The 17820-nt window shown below is 44.4% G+C and carries 11 protein-coding genes; 4 read left to right on the forward strand and 7 right to left on the reverse strand.

Annotated features, from left to right (window positions below):
- Positions 1-54: 54 nt before the first annotated feature.
- From AC1RVX_RS18640 to AC1RVX_RS18655, 4 genes are all read right to left on the reverse strand, one after another.
- Positions 55-870 (reverse strand): arginase family protein, encoded by an 816-nt coding sequence (locus AC1RVX_RS18640; RefSeq protein WP_493218098.1) that lies wholly within the window; start codon positions 868-870, stop codon positions 55-57.
- Positions 867-2105, reverse strand: a complete 1239-nt coding sequence (locus AC1RVX_RS18645; protein ID WP_493218099.1) for a sulfotransferase — start codon at positions 2103-2105, stop codon at positions 867-869. The genes AC1RVX_RS18640 and AC1RVX_RS18645 overlap by 4 nt, the downstream gene beginning before the upstream one ends.
- Positions 2102-2812, reverse strand: coding sequence for a 50S ribosomal protein L11 methyltransferase (locus tag AC1RVX_RS18650; protein WP_493218100.1), 711 nt, complete (start codon positions 2810-2812; stop codon positions 2102-2104). Before AC1RVX_RS18650 ends, AC1RVX_RS18645 begins: the two co-directional genes overlap by 4 nt.
- A 114-nt stretch (positions 2813-2926) precedes the next feature.
- A complete protein-coding gene (locus AC1RVX_RS18655) occupies positions 2927-4549 on the reverse strand; it encodes a response regulator (RefSeq protein ID WP_493218101.1) in 1623 nt (540 codons plus the stop codon).
- 313 nt (positions 4550-4862) lie between these two features.
- On the opposite strand from AC1RVX_RS18655, the gene AC1RVX_RS18660 reads away from it, so the two are divergent.
- Genes AC1RVX_RS18660 through AC1RVX_RS18675 form a run of 4 tightly spaced genes read left to right on the forward strand, consistent with a single transcriptional unit; the run spans position 4863 to position 11811 of the window.
- Entirely contained in the window at positions 4863-5819 is a 957-nt protein-coding gene (locus AC1RVX_RS18660) for a cytochrome-c peroxidase (protein ID WP_493218102.1), read from the forward strand.
- Positions 5816-7624: a DAHL domain-containing protein gene (locus tag AC1RVX_RS18665; protein ID WP_493218103.1), complete on the forward strand. Its 1809-nt coding sequence runs from the start codon at positions 5816-5818 to the stop codon at positions 7622-7624. The genes AC1RVX_RS18660 and AC1RVX_RS18665 overlap by 4 nt, the downstream gene beginning before the upstream one ends.
- Complete coding sequence (locus tag AC1RVX_RS18670) at positions 7621-10356, forward strand: EAL domain-containing protein (RefSeq protein ID WP_493218104.1); 2736 nt, start codon at positions 7621-7623, stop codon at positions 10354-10356. Before AC1RVX_RS18665 ends, AC1RVX_RS18670 begins: the two co-directional genes overlap by 4 nt.
- Positions 10357-10404: 48 nt before the next feature.
- Positions 10405-11811, forward strand: a complete 1407-nt coding sequence (locus tag AC1RVX_RS18675; protein ID WP_493218105.1) for an ATP-binding protein — start codon at positions 10405-10407, stop codon at positions 11809-11811.
- Between the two features lie 191 nt (positions 11812-12002).
- Here the strand turns inward: AC1RVX_RS18675 and AC1RVX_RS18680 are convergent, their stop codons facing one another.
- The 3 genes from AC1RVX_RS18680 to AC1RVX_RS18690 form a co-directional block, all read right to left on the reverse strand.
- On the reverse strand, positions 12003-15011 hold the full coding sequence (locus AC1RVX_RS18680; protein WP_493218106.1) for a ligand-binding sensor domain-containing diguanylate cyclase: 3009 nt from the start codon (positions 15009-15011) through the stop codon (positions 12003-12005).
- Positions 15012-15427: 416 nt separating this feature from the next.
- Positions 15428-16756: a hypothetical protein gene (locus AC1RVX_RS18685; RefSeq protein WP_493218107.1), complete on the reverse strand. Its 1329-nt coding sequence runs from the start codon at positions 16754-16756 to the stop codon at positions 15428-15430.
- The gene (locus AC1RVX_RS18690) at positions 16753-17808 is read right to left on the reverse strand and encodes an SCO family protein (RefSeq protein WP_493218108.1); all 1056 of its coding nucleotides are present in this window, start codon (positions 17806-17808) and stop codon (positions 16753-16755) included. Before AC1RVX_RS18690 ends, AC1RVX_RS18685 begins: the two co-directional genes overlap by 4 nt.
- Between the last annotated feature and the right edge of the window lie 12 nt (positions 17809-17820).

Here is a 17820-nt window from a genome sequence, read left to right on the forward strand (position 1 = left end):
AAAATTTAGTAAAAACCATGCCCCAACCCCCATCAAAGCAACGAAAATTGCATTTTATTCTAGTTCTTTTAATAAACTTAGGCAAGCAATTGCCGTTTTATCATTTATGTCCATTTCCTCGTGCCAGGCAGAGACTGAAATAGCAATGAGCTTTCTGTTACGTAAACCCCGGAAGACCTGTGCAATGTCTGCATATCCAGGCCCATGTTTTACATGATATTTAAGTGCAGGCATGTCAACTTCTGCATCAATTACATCTGTATCAAAATGCAAATAGATACTTTCATCAAGTGGAAGATGTTTGAAAATGTCTTCCAGCTTGCAGATAGTAATGCCAGAATTTTGTATCGCTTCACGTTCACCAGCGTCCAAATCGCGTGCGTCAGATAAAACAATTCTTTTTTCTGGATAAGCTTGCGCACCAACCATGTTAGTAAAAGCAGCTACAGAATCCCTATCTTTTTTTCGCCTGTCACGCTTACCGACCAGGATAGCGAGTGGCATTCCACCAAGATATTTCGTTTGTGTCGTCTCCCATGTGTGAAAATCTCCATGTGCGTCCAACCAAAGAATACGATCCGGCTCTTTTCCTGCTCGTTGTAAGCCACTCAATACACCCAGGGTGGAAATACAATCGCCAGCAACACAAACAGGTCGCAATCCATGTTTAAGGATGTTTTCCACCGATTTGGACAGGCGGGCATAAATTATTCCCATTCTGCGTAACTTCTCATTGGCATCACCAATTTCTGTTTCAGAGAAATCTGGCACGTCTACCATGTCCCACATGTCGCCCTCGATGTCGCGAATACGACACAGGCCGTTACGACGTTGTCCTGTTAAGAATGGAATGATGAGGCGGTGATTCATATCCAGGTTTCCGGATCCATTGAATAATCAAGTGCAGCCATCATTGCAATGACTTTTGGATCTGATCCCAAATTCATCAGCAAATTCTTTCGCTTTTCCCATCGTTTTAATTTGGGTGTTTCTGTTGCCATCATAGTCCGGAATTCAGGTAATGATGGCATATCGCTCAGGCCAAGATATTCTGTGATTTTTTTTATTACTTCGGCTGGTCGCAATAGAAATTCTTCGAAAGTTACACGCAGCGCGTTTATTTCACTGGCAAGAACCGCCTGGTGTGCTGACAGCCACTGATTGAGACAAACATCTTCTAGACGGGCTCTGGTAAATTCCTTCCAATTTGGAGGCAAGTCAAATTTCCACCATTTCTCACCAAATTCGACCACGTTTGAATAACCATCAATAGCCAATTGCACATCGATTTGGCTACAATCCAGCGAGAAAAAACCTATCGGCGATAACCAGCCATCCATTAATCCATTCACAGACTGCGCATACCCTCTGGTCAAATGGATGTAATTTATTTTTGCGTTAGGAAAAAGCCGCTCATACATACCAACACGATAGACATCCGGAGGAGATTTGAAGAGTAAGGTCTTTTCCCGCGCATCCCGTTCAGTAAACTGCCTTCGATACAGTCCTGGCAGTACAAACGGCGGCTCTTCCAATTTGGTCCTTTCATTAAAACAAACTGCACCCGCTGTATTCTTTCGGCCATCGTAATATGCCATTCTCCATGGCATACGTCGAAATACTTTAGTCAGTACGACCTCTTGCTGAGCCAGCTCTTCACTGACATTGCCAGTCCTGACTTCATTCAAAGCTTCATCCAAAGAGTCCATTAGATCAACATGTGCCAGAGAATCTGAAAATAAACTTGGAAATTGCAATAACAAGCGTTTTTCCCATTTCTTTTTTAAAAATCCTGCATCTGGCATTTCCTTCGTAACGACCGTCAAGTCATCAAGAATATTGTCGGCCAAATTATCCAAATTTGAAAAACTACTGATCGCATCACTATCAGAATTACAGCCGAAGCCATTATCTGTAAGGGTCAAAAATGGCGTGATTTCGCCGTCAAGAGTAGCGACATCCGGATGAGATGCCAGCACACTTTTCAATAAAGTAGAACCAGACCTGGGCGACGTTAAAATAACCGCTACCTTATCTACCTGTAAATTAAGTCTGGAGTGCGCGATATTGCGCATCTCATTGACTGCGCAAATAGTCTTGGTCATGTAGATTTACTGGTAGCAATCCTTTTCATGACAAAAGCAAAGAATTTTTTTGTCTCTTCCTTATCTGCAGCGGCACTACCTATTGCACGAACAGAAAACCCTGCCGCTTTTGCCAACGCTTTCATTTCTTTGATGGCACCAAAATTTGATTGCGCAAAATAAATTCGCCCGTTTGGCTTCAAATAGCTGCCGACCTCTTCAAAAAAACGGGCATTGGTCTTGAAATCGGTGTCCCATTGGGATTGCGCTACCACATCATGTGCAAATTTGTTTCGAAAAGGGAGATTCGCTGTAATAACATCAAATTGAGCTCCACTAATTTTTTGAAAAAGATCTGAACTCTTGACTTGCATAATTTTGTCAAATTCGTGCAATTTTGCATTGTGCTTTGCACTCTTAATAGCCGACGGATTAATGTCTACTGCCAGCACCTCACTGGCCCCTTGATAACAGGCGAAAATAGCAATAACCCCTGAACCAGTCCCAATATCCAGTACACTTTCTCCCGGCTTGATACGGAAATTTTGGACAAGCGGCTGGCTATCAATAAATGGCCAAAAAGTACCTGGGTAAACCAGGAACTCTTTATCAAGGTATTTAAACTTTTTTCCTGTTGAAGGAATTGCCTTGAATGCTTTTTGCCGACCCTTTTGCCAACGATCTATACGCGCAACGCTATCAGTATTTGTGTTAGAAAAGTGCTCCATCTTTTTCCCTCTTTCATGAAAATGACTTCAAGATTGTGCAGCAAATGTTCGTCGTATCTGAATTCAAATATCAATACATGCAACATGGACGAATTTGTGAAAATAGTTGCCGATTCACTCCAATTCCAGGGCAGCGTCTATTGCTTCAGTAAATTTAACAATATCAATGGGTTTAGTAATATAACGAAAGAAACCCGAAGCTACCCCCATTTCGATTTCGGAAGACATCGCATTTGCAGTAAGCGCAATGACAGGAATATGTGCTGTTCTTAAATCATCACCGAGTATTTGCCTGGTTTCAATTCCGTCGATACCGGGCAAATTAATATCCACCAAAATAACTTGAGGTAAATGCAAACGGGCCAATTCTATTCCGGCAAAACCATCTGGCGCGGACAGAAAAGTAAAATCCGGGCGAAAGCGCATGAGCTCCTTTACCAACCTCAGGTTCGTCGGATTATCTTCTATGTAAAGTAAAGTTTTTTGCCCTTTTTCCAAAGAACCATTAGATGATTCACGCGCGGCTGCTTCGGCGGATTTAGTCATCAAAGGTGGCATTACAGAATCACCCATAGGCAGTTCTATCCAAAAGGTGCTACCAACCCCTAGTTCACTGGAAATGCCGATTTCCCCACGCATTGCATCAACCAGATGCTTCACCAATGCCAGGCCAATTCCGGTACCTTCTTCGTCAAAAACTTCACGCCCCAGCCGATTGAACGGCTGAAAAATAGTTTCGAGCTGGGCTGCGGTGAGTCCAATACCCGTATCCTGAACATAAATGCGCATTTTTTTTGCATCGATCTTTTCACAACTTACCGTAACAACGCCATCTGACCTGTTATATTTAATCGCATTGGACAATAAATTGATCAAAATCTGTTTCAGGCGTATCCGGTCAGCAAAAACATGCATGCCATGAACTGGTTTGAATTGAACACCGATAGCACGTTTTTTTGACAGAGGCTCAATCATCGTACTGCATTCAGCAAATACATCTTCAAGCGCGACGGGCTCAAGTGATAAACTCATCGCACCGGATTCAACTTTCGCCAAATCGAGTATTTCGTTAATCAAAGTAAGTAAGTGAATTCCTGCTTCTTCTATATGCTGCGCAAATTCTTTTTTTTCATCAAGTGTTGTTGATAATGTCTCGGATGTGAGTATTTGCGCGAAACCAAGGATAGCGTTAAGTGGAGTGCGCAACTCGTGGCTCATGTTAGACAAGAAGGTGGATTTCGCCCTATTCGCAATATCTGCTTGTGTCTTGGCCAATTCAAGATCTTCATTTAAGACTGCCAGTTCAGTGATATGCGCATGTAACAGCCGTTCGAGATTGGCGTTTTCCATTCGCAATGTCCGCGCTTCCAGTGCTCTTGCCAGCACAGGAAGAAGTGAAGAAATCTTGAACGGCTTAATAATATAGTCAAGAGCCCCAACCTTCATCGCTTCCACCGCAGACGCTATCGTCCCCTCACCCGTCATGACAATGCACGCCAGGTCTGGATCAAGATGACGAGCCGCCTTCACCATTTCTATACCGTCAAACTGCGGCATCATCAAATCGGTAAGCAGAAGATCAAATGTTGTATCCCGCATTTGAATCAGTGCTTCTGAACCTGATACAAAGCCTGAAGTCTCATAGCCATGATCACGCAATAAATCACACAGTGCACTCATGTGCAGCACTTCATCATCTACTATCAATATTCGCGGATACGCTTTAGGTGTTCTCATCCAGACTCCCTACCGGACATCATCACGTTTTGGTATAAGTTAATGCATATATAAAATTACTACTTTCAATATAGCTGGACTTTTTTTAAAAACAACAAATATCAAAACAGAAATTTTTTTGCATATTAGTCATCTATACACAAATAATACCTGTACATCAAGAAAAACTGTTGTTGTAAAATTAATTGCAATGGCGAAATGTAGGATATTTTTATCAGTTTTTAATAAATTGAATCAACTTGCATGATTCATAGTATTATTAAATTGCCACCAAATGAACTATATGCATGAAAACCTGTGCAAAGGAAGATAGATGTCTTTCAGTTCTTTGAAATTTGCCATCTTGTTAGCGTCAGGGATTTCAAATTCTGTTCTGCCAGCCTCGCTGGATGAACCAATTAAACCCATACCTTTTTCGCTGAATCAAAATCCAGCCAGAGCAGAAATTGGCAGGCAACTATTTCGTGACCCTCTCCTTTCTGTAAACAATAAAATATCCTGCGCAAGTTGCCACAATCTTGAAAAAGGCGGTATGGATGGCCTGTCACGCTCTATCGGTATTAACGGGCAAAAAACCGAGGTCAACACGCCAACCGTTTTCAACACCGCATTCAATTTCAAACAATTTTGGAATGGACGCGCAGATTCTTTAGAAGCACAAATCAGTCAGGTGCTGCAAAATCCCGCTGAGATGGGTTCAAAATGGGAAGATATCGTACGTAAAATATCCAAAGACGCGAAGTATCAGCAAGCTTTCACCGCATCCTATAAAGATGGGGTCACACAAGCCAACATACAGGACGCAATTGCCACTTTTGAACGCACCTTGATCACACCCAATTCACGTTTCGACCAATATCTTCGGGGCAATAATTTGGCCATTTCTGATGTGGAAAAAATTGGCTACAACAAATTTAAACAATACGGTTGCATAGCCTGCCATCAAGGAGTCAATGTCGGTGGAAACATGTTTCAAAAATTTGGTGTCATGGGAGACTATTTTAAGCAGCGCGGAAAACTAACAGAAGCAGATCTTGGTCGCTATCTTGTCACAAAAGAAGAAGGAGACAAGTATGTGTTTAAGGTACCTAGTCTACGTAATGTCGCTCTGACTGCACCATATTTTCACGACGCATCTGCAAAAACACTGGAGGAAGCAGTTGACGTCATGTTCAAGTATCAACTTGGACGTGTTGGTTCAAAAGAGGATAAGCAATTCATCGTCAAATTCCTCAATACATTAACTGGCGAACTCTCCAATAAGCCATGAAAATTAAGCGTACTTCATTGACTTGGCTCCCAATGGCATTTCTGGGCGTACTGCTTTCCTCCTCGCTCATTTTTTTATATATAAAAACGAAAAATTTCGACCCAGCTCTCTATTTCGAAAACGTTGCCCTGTTACGTCAAATAAAACAGCTTGACGCGCATTGGGAATTGGATGTGATGAAGTCTAAAGTCGGAATCAATAAAACGTATGATCCATTAGTTGATCCACTCTCAGACCTGGATAAATTGCAGCAACAATTGGATTTAATCACAGCAAAAAAAAATCACAATACCTCCCTGAGACTGGAAAACGAAATTAGAATTTTTGAAAAAACCTTGCAGAAAAAATCAATTCTGATTGAACGCTTCAAATCTCACAACGCAATCCTTAGAAATTCTTTAGCATTTCTGCCGACTGCAGCTGAAGATATTCAAAACCTAGGTTCTCAAACAAAAAATGCAGCCATTTTCGAAAACATCACCGGGAGTGTAAAAAAAATATTGCTAGCCAGTTTAGTGTATGACCAGGCAGCGTCCGAGGAAAAAGCAATCGAAATCGAATCAGAGTTAGTTCAGTTAATTAGCTTGGAAAAAAATCTTCCTCTAAATTTCACGGAAAGGATGAACATATTTTCCGCTCATGCACGGACAATTTTAAGAGAACACGGTGTTGTCAATGAACTTTTAAAAGACATCTCCAATGAACCGACTGCAGCGAATATAGATGCAATCAATAATTCTCTCAACATTGAACAACAACAAAACACTGAACTAGCTCAAAAATATCGACAGTATTTATTTCTATTTGCCGTCGCGCTGACGGGTTTATTTTTATATGCAGCAATTCGAATAATTCGCAACAATGCGCTTATAAAGCGTATCAATACTGAACTGCAATATGCGAACAACAATCTGGAACAACGAGTTCAAGAACGCACCTATGAATTAAAAGCCGTGCAGGCTGAACTGATTACAACTGCTCGTCAAGCAGGGATGGCCGAGATTGCGACTAACGTACTTCATAACGTAGGAAATGTTTTAAACAGCGTGAACATATCAGCCGAATTAGTTAGTAATCGAGTTCGCGCATCTAAAATATCAGGGTTAGGAAAAGCTGTCCAACTTATCGAAGAGCATGCTGAAGACTTGGGGGATTTTTTCACTAAAAATCCAAAGGGTAAATTATTACCTGATTATCTTGGCAAATTGTCTGTTGCAATAGGTGACGAACAACAAGCAATTGTCAACGAACTTGCCCAACTTGTTAAAAGTATTGATCACATTAGGGACATCGTTACTACACAGCAATCGTACGCAGGTACATCAAGTGTGCTCGAACAGTTTCAACTTAACGAACTTATTGAAGACGCATTGCGTATAAGCGCTAGTTCATTAGTACATCACAACGTGAAGATCGTAAAGGAGTTTGATACTGTTCCACCGATGTTACTTGACCGGCATCGGGTATTGCAAATATTAATTAACCTTATTAGTAACGCAAAAAATGCAATGGCCAGCAAGCAAGGCGACCAACATCTGATTACTCTGCGCGTGCATCAGGTACAAGAACAAACTATACAAGTACAGGTCATAGATAACGGCGAAGGCATTCCACCCGAAAATATCATACGTATCTTCTCACATGGATTCACCACCCGCAAAAATGGTCATGGTTTTGGATTGCATAGTTGTGTGTTGGCGGCAAAATCGATGGGGGGAAATTTAACAGCTAGTAGCGATGGCGTGGGAAAAGGTGCAGTTTTTACTTTCGAATTCCCGATAAAATCAGGAAAAGATATTTTATGAATTCGTTGAAAAATAGACGCATATTGCTCATAGACGACATGCATCAGATTCATGAGGATTTTCGCAAAATTCTCGTTGAAAGTTCATCTGAATCAGAGCTCGACAGCGCAGAAGCGATGTTATTTGGAGAAAAACCTGATACCTCTTTTATTGGATTCGAGTTGGATTCTGCGTATCAAGGGCAAGACGGCATGGAGATGGTACAGAAGTCGCTGGATGCCAATTTACCCTATGCAATGGCTTTCATAGACATGCGTATGCCACCCGGCTGGGATGGTGTTGAAACCACGGAGCGTCTGTGGCAGCTAGACCCGAGATTGCAGATCGTTATATGTACGGCTTATTCCGATTATTCCTGGGAAGAAGTATTAAATCGTCTGGATACACGCGATCGCTTATTGATTTTAAAAAAACCCTTTGACTTGATTGAGGTCCGGCAGTTAGCCAATACCCTAACCGCCAAGTGGGTAAGCGGCCAGCAAGCAGCATTAAAAATGGATCACCTGGAGCAGATTGTTCAAGAACGAACAAAGGAACTCACAAATGAAATGTTGGTGCGAAAAGAGGCACAGGCAAATCTTGAAATTGCAAACAACAATCTGCAAGAGAGTGAGGAACAATACCGACTGCTCGTTGAACTGTCTCCGGACGCTATCTTAATTGAGCGTTCAGAGAGAATTGTTTTTGCAAATAGAACAGCTTGCGACTTGTTTCGCGCACATCAACTCAATAATTTATTAAATCGTTCGATAACGTCGCTGCTCGTATCGGTTCATCCTTCCGCTGCAAAGCATCTCAGTAATTCAGAAAATAATATTGATGTGCAGTTTTCGACAGAAGAATTGGCGCTATGTCTTGATGGCGACAAGATACATGTCTTAGTAAACCGTCTTGCATACACTTACCAAGGAAAATCAGCGACACAGCTGGTGATACGGGATGCGACCGAACACAAACGATTACAAAAACAATTACAATATCAGGCCAATTATGACGCATTAACTGGTTTGCCTAATCGGCATTTGTTAATGGACCGACTTCATCAGGCAATATCACACGCCCAAAGAAACGACGGGCGGTTAGCGATATGTTTTCTCGATTTGGATCGTTTTAAATGGATTAATGACAGTTTTGGTCACGCTGCGGGCGATGAATTATTGAAGGTCGTTGCCCTACGTATCGGTAGCTGTTTACGCGAAACAGATACTGTCGCCCGCTTAGGAGGCGATGAATTTGTTTTGTTGCTATATAACCAAAATGGACAGGCGCATAACGTTGAACTTGCCATTGATCGCGTAGTGAAAAGCGTTGCGCAACCTTTGATTCTCGCTGGTCGGCAAATTAATATAAGTTGCAGTATTGGTTGCAGCAATTTCCCCGAAGACGGTATAGATGGAAATGAATTGCTTAAGTTCGCCGACGCCGCTATGTACCGCGCAAAAGAAATGGGACGCAATAACCTGCAAATTTATAATGAGAATTTGCATCGTCATTTGGATGAACGAAAAAAACTGGCCTCCGACTTGCAACGCGCAATTGATGAACATCAGTTATCGCTAGCGTATCAGCCACAAATCGATTTGCGCAATGGGAAAATAAGTGGAGCTGAAGCGCTACTGCGATGGCAACATCCAGAATTAGGAAACATCCCCCCCACTCTGTTTTTACCTCTGGCCGAAGAAACGGGTTTAATTGAGTTACTAGGTGCCTGGACGATAAGGAAGGTTTGTGAACAATGCAAGGCATGGCGGGAAGCAGATCTTCCGATCATAGGCATCAGCATTAATCTGTCAGCCAAACAAGTAGAATGGCCTGATCTAAAACAATGCATTGCCGGTTCTTTAACCGCGAATAAAATAGAGCCCTGTCATCTTGAATTGGAGTTGGCGGAAAGTACAATAGTTCAAAATATTGAAAAAAATATCTTGATCATGAACGATCTTAAAAGCTTGGGAGTGCAATTGGCGATTGACGATTTTGGTACTGGTTACTCGAATTTGCGGTCATTGGCAGCACTCCCAATTGACAAGATCAAGTTAGATGGATCTTTTATCAAAGATGTTGTCAGTAGCCCGGACAATCTGGCCATTACAAATACTATTATTGTGATGGCACATCAACTCGGATTGAAAACAGTCGCCGAAATGGTCGAAACGGCTGGTCAGGTTGCATTGCTTACTTTAGGTGGTTGCGACCAAGCGCAAGGTTATTTTTTTAGCCCGGCATTGCATGCTGCAGAATTGATGTCTCTCCTGCTGGCTGGTCCACTTCTCGTTCCGGAATCCAGATCAGAAGATTCTTTTACCCGGACCCTGCTTGTATTGGATGACGATCCTGGTATGACACGTGCAATAGTAAGGGGATTAAAATTTGATGGTTATCGCATACTATTGGCGAATCGTGCAGAGGAAGCTTTTGAATTACTTGCTTGCAACAATATTGGCGTGGTTTTATGCGATCAACGACTGCAGGAAACAACTGGAGTAGAAATGCTGACAAAAATCCGACGTTTGTACCCCAGCACCGTTAGATTACTTTTTAGTGGTTACAAGGAATTTGAAGCGATGACTGCGGCAATTAATCAGGGTGCCATCTATAAATTCTTAGGCAAACCTTTCAGCAATCATGAGCTTCGAAAAATTTTGGCTGAGGCGTTTGACGTACATGATCGTAATGTATCAGAGACCAAGCGACAATCAGACGCATTCATTGCAAAAAAGAGATTGAATTAAAAAACCTTTTCCGAAAAATTGAAGATATGGAAATGTATTGTTAAATTTATGGATTATTTTTCAAATAGACGCATATTACTCATAGACGACATGCCTCAGATTCATGAGGATTTTCGCAAAATTCTCGTTAAAAGTTCATCTGAATCAGAGCTTGACAGCGCAGAAGCGATGTTATTTGGAGAAAAACCTGATACCTCTTTTATTGGATTTGAGTTGGATTCTGCGTATCAAGGGCAAGACGGCATGGAGATGGTACAGAAGTCGCTGGATGCCAATTTACCCTATGCAATGGCTTTCATAGACATGCGTATGCCACCCGGCTGGGATGGTGTTGAAACCACGGAGCGTCTGTGGCAACTAGACCCAAGATTGCAGATCGTTATATGTACGGCTTATTCCGATTATTCCTGGGAAGAAGTATTAAACCGTCTGGATACACGCGATCGCTTATTGATTTTAAAAAAACCCTTTGACTTGATTGAGGTCCGGCAGTTAGCCAATACCCTAACCGCCAAGTGGGTAAGCGGCCAGCAAGCAGCATTAAAAATGGATCACCTGGAGCAGATTGTTCAGGAACGAAACAGTGAAGTATTGCTCGCAAACAGATTACTTGAAAACGAAATCAATGAACGGAAACTATTGGAAAGCCAATTGATTCAATCAGAAAAATTAGCGTCTATTGGCCAATTGGCAGCAGGCGTCGCACATGAAATCAACAATCCTATCGGTTTCATATTTTCAAATTTCAGCACTCTGGAACTTTATCTCGAACGTTTATTCGAAATGCTGACCGCATATGAAAATGCCGAACATCACATAACTTCGCCATCACTGATTACGGAAATAAGAAATCTACGTGAACGTATTGAATTACAGTATTTAAAGGAAGATATTCCATTTCTTATCAACGAATCCAAGGATGGAATAACACGTGTCAGTAAAATTATCCAGGACCTGAAGGATTTTTCTCGAACAGATACAGCTCAGAAATGGGAATGGGCTGACCTTCATCAAGGTATAGAGTCTACGTTAAATATAATAACTAGTGAAATCAAATACTCTGCAGATGTAATTAAAGAGTATGGCTCTATCCCCGAAGTGGAATGTCTGCCATCTCAAATCAATCAAGTGGTGATGAATCTCGTGGTCAACGCAGCGCATGCATCTGGATCGAAACGAGGCCAAATAACTATCCGCACAGGAACCGCGGACGAGCAGGTCTGGATAGAAATAGAAGACAAGGGCGACGGCATTCCTGAAGATGTTCTGCCACGAATTTTTGACCCTTTCTTTACGACCAAACCGATCGGTAAAGGCACGGGACTAGGTTTATCTTTGTCTTATGGAATCATACAGAAACACAAAGGCCATATCGACGTGAGTACGGCAGTGGGACGTGGAACAACATTCCGTATAATTTTACCAATCACACATATTGGCAATCTTGACGACTGACAGCTAGCTGTCGTACAAGACTTCTTCATCCAACGGTTGAACGTACAAATGCTAAGAAGCTGTTGAGAATCAGTAGCAATGTTCTGTCTTTGAGTGTATCGCAATCATCCAGAACTCATTTCATCAATAGGGGCGAGATGCGTTTGCCAAGGACTGACCACCGCATGGGTGGCCAAAGCAATTGGTACTGCCTATAAGGTCTCAATACAAGTTGATTTATTCAATGTATTTTCCTCAGAGCCTGCATATTCAATCCGATTGCGCCCCTGCTCTTTCGAGCGATATAACGCCTGGTCTGCGAGGTCAATCAATTCAGATGAGGTTTTTGGATGGCCAGGATTGAATGCAATCACGCCGAAACTGGCTGTCACGGTAATCGCTGGCTGTCCCTTGATCTGTATGGGCTGTGACCGTATGATCTGATGCAAAGCTTCAACACGCCCCTTTCCCTTTTGCAGGTCCAGGCCGGGCAATAACACCAGAAACTCTTCCCCACCGTAGCGCCCTACTGCATCGTATGGCCGCACGACGGTTTCCAGTCGCAACACCACTTCCTGCAATACGGTATCACCAGCGGGGTGTCCATACGTATCATTGATGCGCTTGAAATGATCCAGGTCCAATAATATCAATAGTAAGGATGTTTGTTGCCGTGAGGCTTTTACCAGTTCCTTGTCAAGGATTTCTATCAAGGCAGAGCGATTCCATGCTTTGGTTAATCCATCTCTTAGCGCACGCGCACGCAGCTCTTCCCTCGAAAGCTCAAGCTCCCGTGTGCGTTCGCTTACGAGTGCTTCCATTTCCAACTGTCGTGCTGTCAACTTGCTTAGCCGATAGCGATGGAGAGTGAGCAAGAAAACGACTGCCACAACACTGCATAATATATAAAATGAAATCGTCCTCCACCACGGAGGTTGTATCAGCAGCGCCTGCGACATTAACGGAGATACTGCTTGAGCCTCGGTATTGCTTACAAAATATTCCAACTGGTAATTACCCGGTGGTAAGGCGGTAAACCTTAGGTCTGGCGCAAACGACTCCGACCAGTTGTTCTCCAGCCCAGCCAAACGATAATGGAATTTGAGTGCTGCCCGGTTCTGGAAATTCAGGCTGGCCAATGTCAGCTCCAGAGGTTCGGGGGACCAGGGCAAGTACAATGAATTGTTTACCGGATATGATCTACCATCCCGACTGACGCTTTCGATTAACACGTTCAATTGTGGCGGCGTGAATAGTCGCTCTGGTTGAAGCAGGTGTGAGATCCCATTGCTGGTCGCAATCCACATCGATCCATCTGTATCTTCATAAAATGCCCGGCCGTTTATATCGTTCCACACCAGGCCATGATTCTGGTTAAAGATGCGCCATTGTTTTTTATTCCATACGGCAATTCCCGCATCAGTCCCCACCCACAGCCAGCCGCGAAGGTCTTCATGTAAAGAAATGATTCTCTTGCCATGTAATAGCGGGACATCTTGTCGAATGACCTGGATACCATTTTTACTGGTCACCACTTGCCACAGGTTTTGCTCACTACCCAACCACAAGGTCCCGTCTCTAGCACAATTGACGAATCCCATAGCCGCACCATCTCCTTCTATGCCCACACGAAAACTGTCCCAACGAACGCCGTCGAAGCGCAATAAGCGATGTTCGGAAACGAACCATATATCGCCGCTTGCATTCTGGCATAGGTCAAAAAACTGTTCGCTCTTAGGACCCAGCACCGCTTTGAGTGCTGCAGATTGCTGCACCGCTTTGCCAGGCGAATGCGTATCAAATGCAAATATCCCTTTTGCTGTTGCCAGCCAAAGCATGCCATTGCGGTCGGCGAGCATGGTCGAAATCAAAGACAGCGCTGTGACTTGAATATCCTGGTCAGTTGCAGCATCATATCGCATCAACATGCCCGAATAAGTGGAACCCCATACTGTCCCATCCTTGTCTGATACCAGGCTTGACCATTGGTGATTATTGTAACCATGCTCACTTTTGCCTGGTACAAATCGCCTTTCTCCTTGCTTCATACTTGCTGGTCCAGAACGTGTACCAATATGTAGCATGCCTGTCTGGTCCCGCACAAAAGATAGAACCGCATCATCCGGCACCCCTTCTGTGGTAGTCCAATTTTCCCAATTTCCATAACCCAGCCAATTGATCAGACCGTGCCCGCGTGCCCCCATCCACATACCGCCATCTCTGTCAAATAGCAAGGCATTGAGACCGCCTCCTGTTCTCAAACCATTCCGCGCGTCAAATACTTCCCAGTGGTCTTTATTCCAGCGAATTAAACCCTGGTCGGAATTGCTAAGAATTCGGTCTTCAGAATCTACCGTTAACGGTGTTGCCAGCACAATTTTTTGGAGAATATTGCCAGGTGGGGTACGGTCAATGAAGCGAACAGCCTGCGATGGCAACGAAACCATGTGATGACTTCCACGCACCCACAACTGTCCTCTGTTGTCTCGGACAATGCTGTTCCATTGGTCATCGGGTACACCCTGTGTACTGTCCCAGACTTTAAGCCCTTGCGGCCCATATTGACAAAGCGATTGCTGACACCCCATCCACAACGTCCCGTTCGCGTCAACATGGATGCCGAAAATATCCTTTAATGCCGGCTGTTGCCGAATCTGTTCATCTGTAAAAAAAGGATGTGCCTGCGGCTTGCCATCAAGCAGTGTGAGCGAATACAGGTGCAGATTGTCGATGAGAAGCAGTGCGCCATCAGGTAAGGATGCGAAATTTTGTCCAGGCCATATGCTCATTTTCTTTCCGGCATTCAAGACAGGAACAAAACGTTCGCCTGATCTGAGATATAAATTATCGTAACTTCCAACCCATAGCCGGTCTTGCTTGTCAATATGGACGTCCGTCACAAATGGCTCTGTCAGCCCGGCATCTTCCGAAAAGCGTTGAAAGCCAGCACCGTTAAAACGAAATAAACCATTTTCAGTACCTGTCCAGAGATAACCCGTTTTATCAAAAGCCATTGCACTAATCGACAGATTGCTGAGACCGTCGTGCTGCGTATAGTATCGCAAGGGCATTTGCTGCGCCCACGCAAAAACGGGCCACAAGATCAGACTGATGGCGAGAATGCGAAAGTTGACGAGCATATGAAAAACCATATCAAAAGGTACTCGAACGAGGCAAGGTATAAACAAGCCGCAGGCCCAGCTGTTTAGCTCGGCTAACATGGTTTTTTGGGAAAGGGAGAAAAATTGTTCTCAAGGATATTACAGGCGAGATTGCAGGATATTGCGAAGGTCAACAGAAAACTCAGCAAACTGACCAAAACGAAACAGTAATGGATATTAGTCTAGCATGTGGACATATTGAAATATGTTGCCATAAAGCATAATTTTGGAGATTTGCCACAAAAAGTAGCATTTTTTCACAAAAAATTTGTGCTCAAAAGTATATGAGTTTTTACAAATCAATTTAAACCAAATAGAACTTACGCAAAATTGCACCGGCAAGGTTATCGGTTTAGGAAACCGCCCTTGCAGGGGAGGTTTGTTACGTCGGCAGACAATATGTATAGTATGCAGCTCCTATTGGAGGAGCGGCAACGCAGCTGGGGCAGTTTTGCGTAAGTCCTACTCAAGCTTAATTATTGTGATACCGCTCCCCCATGCCAGGTACGCAATACCCTGAATATCCCATGGTATGAATCTACCCCAAGCAATTGCCCACCATGGCTACCATAGTGTTGATCGGGGCGAAAGCCAATTTCACCAAAATCTGGAACTGGAAAATCTCTGAGATTGTCCAGTCGCTGCAGTAATTCAGCGCGACCAAGCTGACGACCAGTGCGCTTGAGTGCTTCGACCAATACCTGACCTGAAGCGTAGGCGGCATCACTATAAGCAGCAGCCAGATCAAATGACGTGCTCGTCGTACTCCATGGCAAAAGCAGGCGCAAGCGCCCAGCTCGTGCCGGTGCCAGGCGCAATGCTGCCAGGCCAACGTGAATGGCGTTGGCATACACCAGTCCATTACCACCAGTCTCAAGCAACTCACGTAAATGGGTGCCGCTGCCGAGAAAAATCACCGCTTCACCTGGCTTGAATGTTTTGAACGGCCAGGCTCGTTCCCGCAGGGGTTGATGAAGCAATCGCGCCTGTTCGCGCAACGCGTCCACCAATCGCTGCAAAGCGGGATCATTGCCATCGTCATATACCAGCATCACATGTTTTTTTGCTTTTTTTCCCGGAAAATCAAGCTCTGCTTGAGTGAGCAAAGCCATGGCTTGTTCACGTATTGAGGGTAACAGGTGAAACCTGTCTGGCAAAGCAAGGTCTGAGAAATTGGCAATACCAGGGATGGGCATGGGGCCGATGACAGGTGCGTGATTACCTTCTTTAGTAGTATTGCTTGCAGTATCCGGTTGCAGACTGGCGACCTCGACCAACACTTCATCCGGCGGCGGATTGATGACCAACTGCAGCCGACGTCCATACACGACCTGATCAAGTGCCTTGTTCAAGCCTGCCTGTATCGCTGCGCCGTACTCTGTCGGCGGCAAAACAACACCGATACGCAGCACCGATTCACTGACACCTGGTGTATCCCTACCTATCACGTTCAGATAGGCGAGCAAATCATCCAGGGTCGCTGCATCAACTTGATAACGAGGCATCAGCGGATGCAGAATTTTCCCCGTACTGCCCAGTCCATCAAGCATGGCACGCTGCACATCCAGCCGGTCTGGATTGCCTGCCAGGGCGGGGGCACGCAAGCCCCCCTCTTCACGCCCTTCCCCACGACTACCGTGGCAGCGCAGGCAGGCAGCTTGTCCATTCCAACCATTGCGGTACAGAGCCTGTCCGCGTTGCCAGGCTTGATCATCTGCGGTTACAGCACTGGCAAGACCTGTGCATAGCAGCCACGACAGCCACAACAATTTGCTGAAAAAGTTAGTCCATGACCATGCCATCATCGGACTGGAAACAGTTTCCCTACGGCGACGGCAATTTCTTCCGGCCTGGCTGTTGCATGTAATTTTTTCCAGTCACCAGTCTGTAAATTACCTGCCAACAAAATAGTACTATGGGCGTCTTTATCTGCACCACCGCCCCCCAATTTTTGGCAGACTGTTGCAATATTTTCTGCGCTACCTGTCAGGAACAGCCAACCTGGGTGTACCTGAAATTTGTTGGCAAATTCTTTCAACACTTTCGGTGTATCGGTTTCAGGATCGACGGTGATACTGACCATTTGCACCCGGGGATCCAGCAAGGCCTGCACTTTGGCCAAATTGGCGGTCATGGGCGAGCATATACCCGGGCAAGAGGTGTAAATAAAATTAATCAACACCACTTTGTCTTTGATGACATCATCAAAGAAATGCACGGTTTTTCCGTCTTGCGTCTGTAAAGGTAAATTGGGGAAATAACGCCCATTCGCGACCTGCAAGGCAGGATCAGGTCCGGCCACCTGTTCTATGGCATTCAAGATGAGTTTGGCGTCAGGCAGGCTTGCTAATTGTTGCCAGGCGTTCTTTTTTTCATTGATGACCAATACCAGTCCACTGTGATTGCTTTTATCACTCACGCCAGCGTTTAATGAACGCAACAATTTATCGATGACAACCTTGTTCCCAGTCAAAAACTGCCAGCCAGGGCCAACCTCAAACTGTTGTGCAAAAGCTTTCAGGCGTGCCGGTTTATCAGTGTTAGGGTCAATGCTGATGGAAATGAAAACGACATCACGCCCGACACGCGTCCCCAGGTCACGTTGCACCTGGCGCAAGGTGGCAGTCTGCGTTGGGCAAATCATGGTGCAGGAAGTAAAGATGAAATTAAGCACGGCAGTCTTGCCTTGTACAAGATCACGATAAAAGGACACATTTTTGCCATCCTGATTGATCAATTGGGCTTCTGGTATGGTGCGGGTGGCTGCCTGCGCAGATAACGATGCCAGCAGCAGGAACGGAGCACAACACGCTACGAACCTCAGTGCCTTGCTCATCATGACAGACAGGTCTTTCATCACTTGTTTCAT

Source organism: Undibacterium sp. GW821-FHT11B02, from assembly GCF_058808955.1.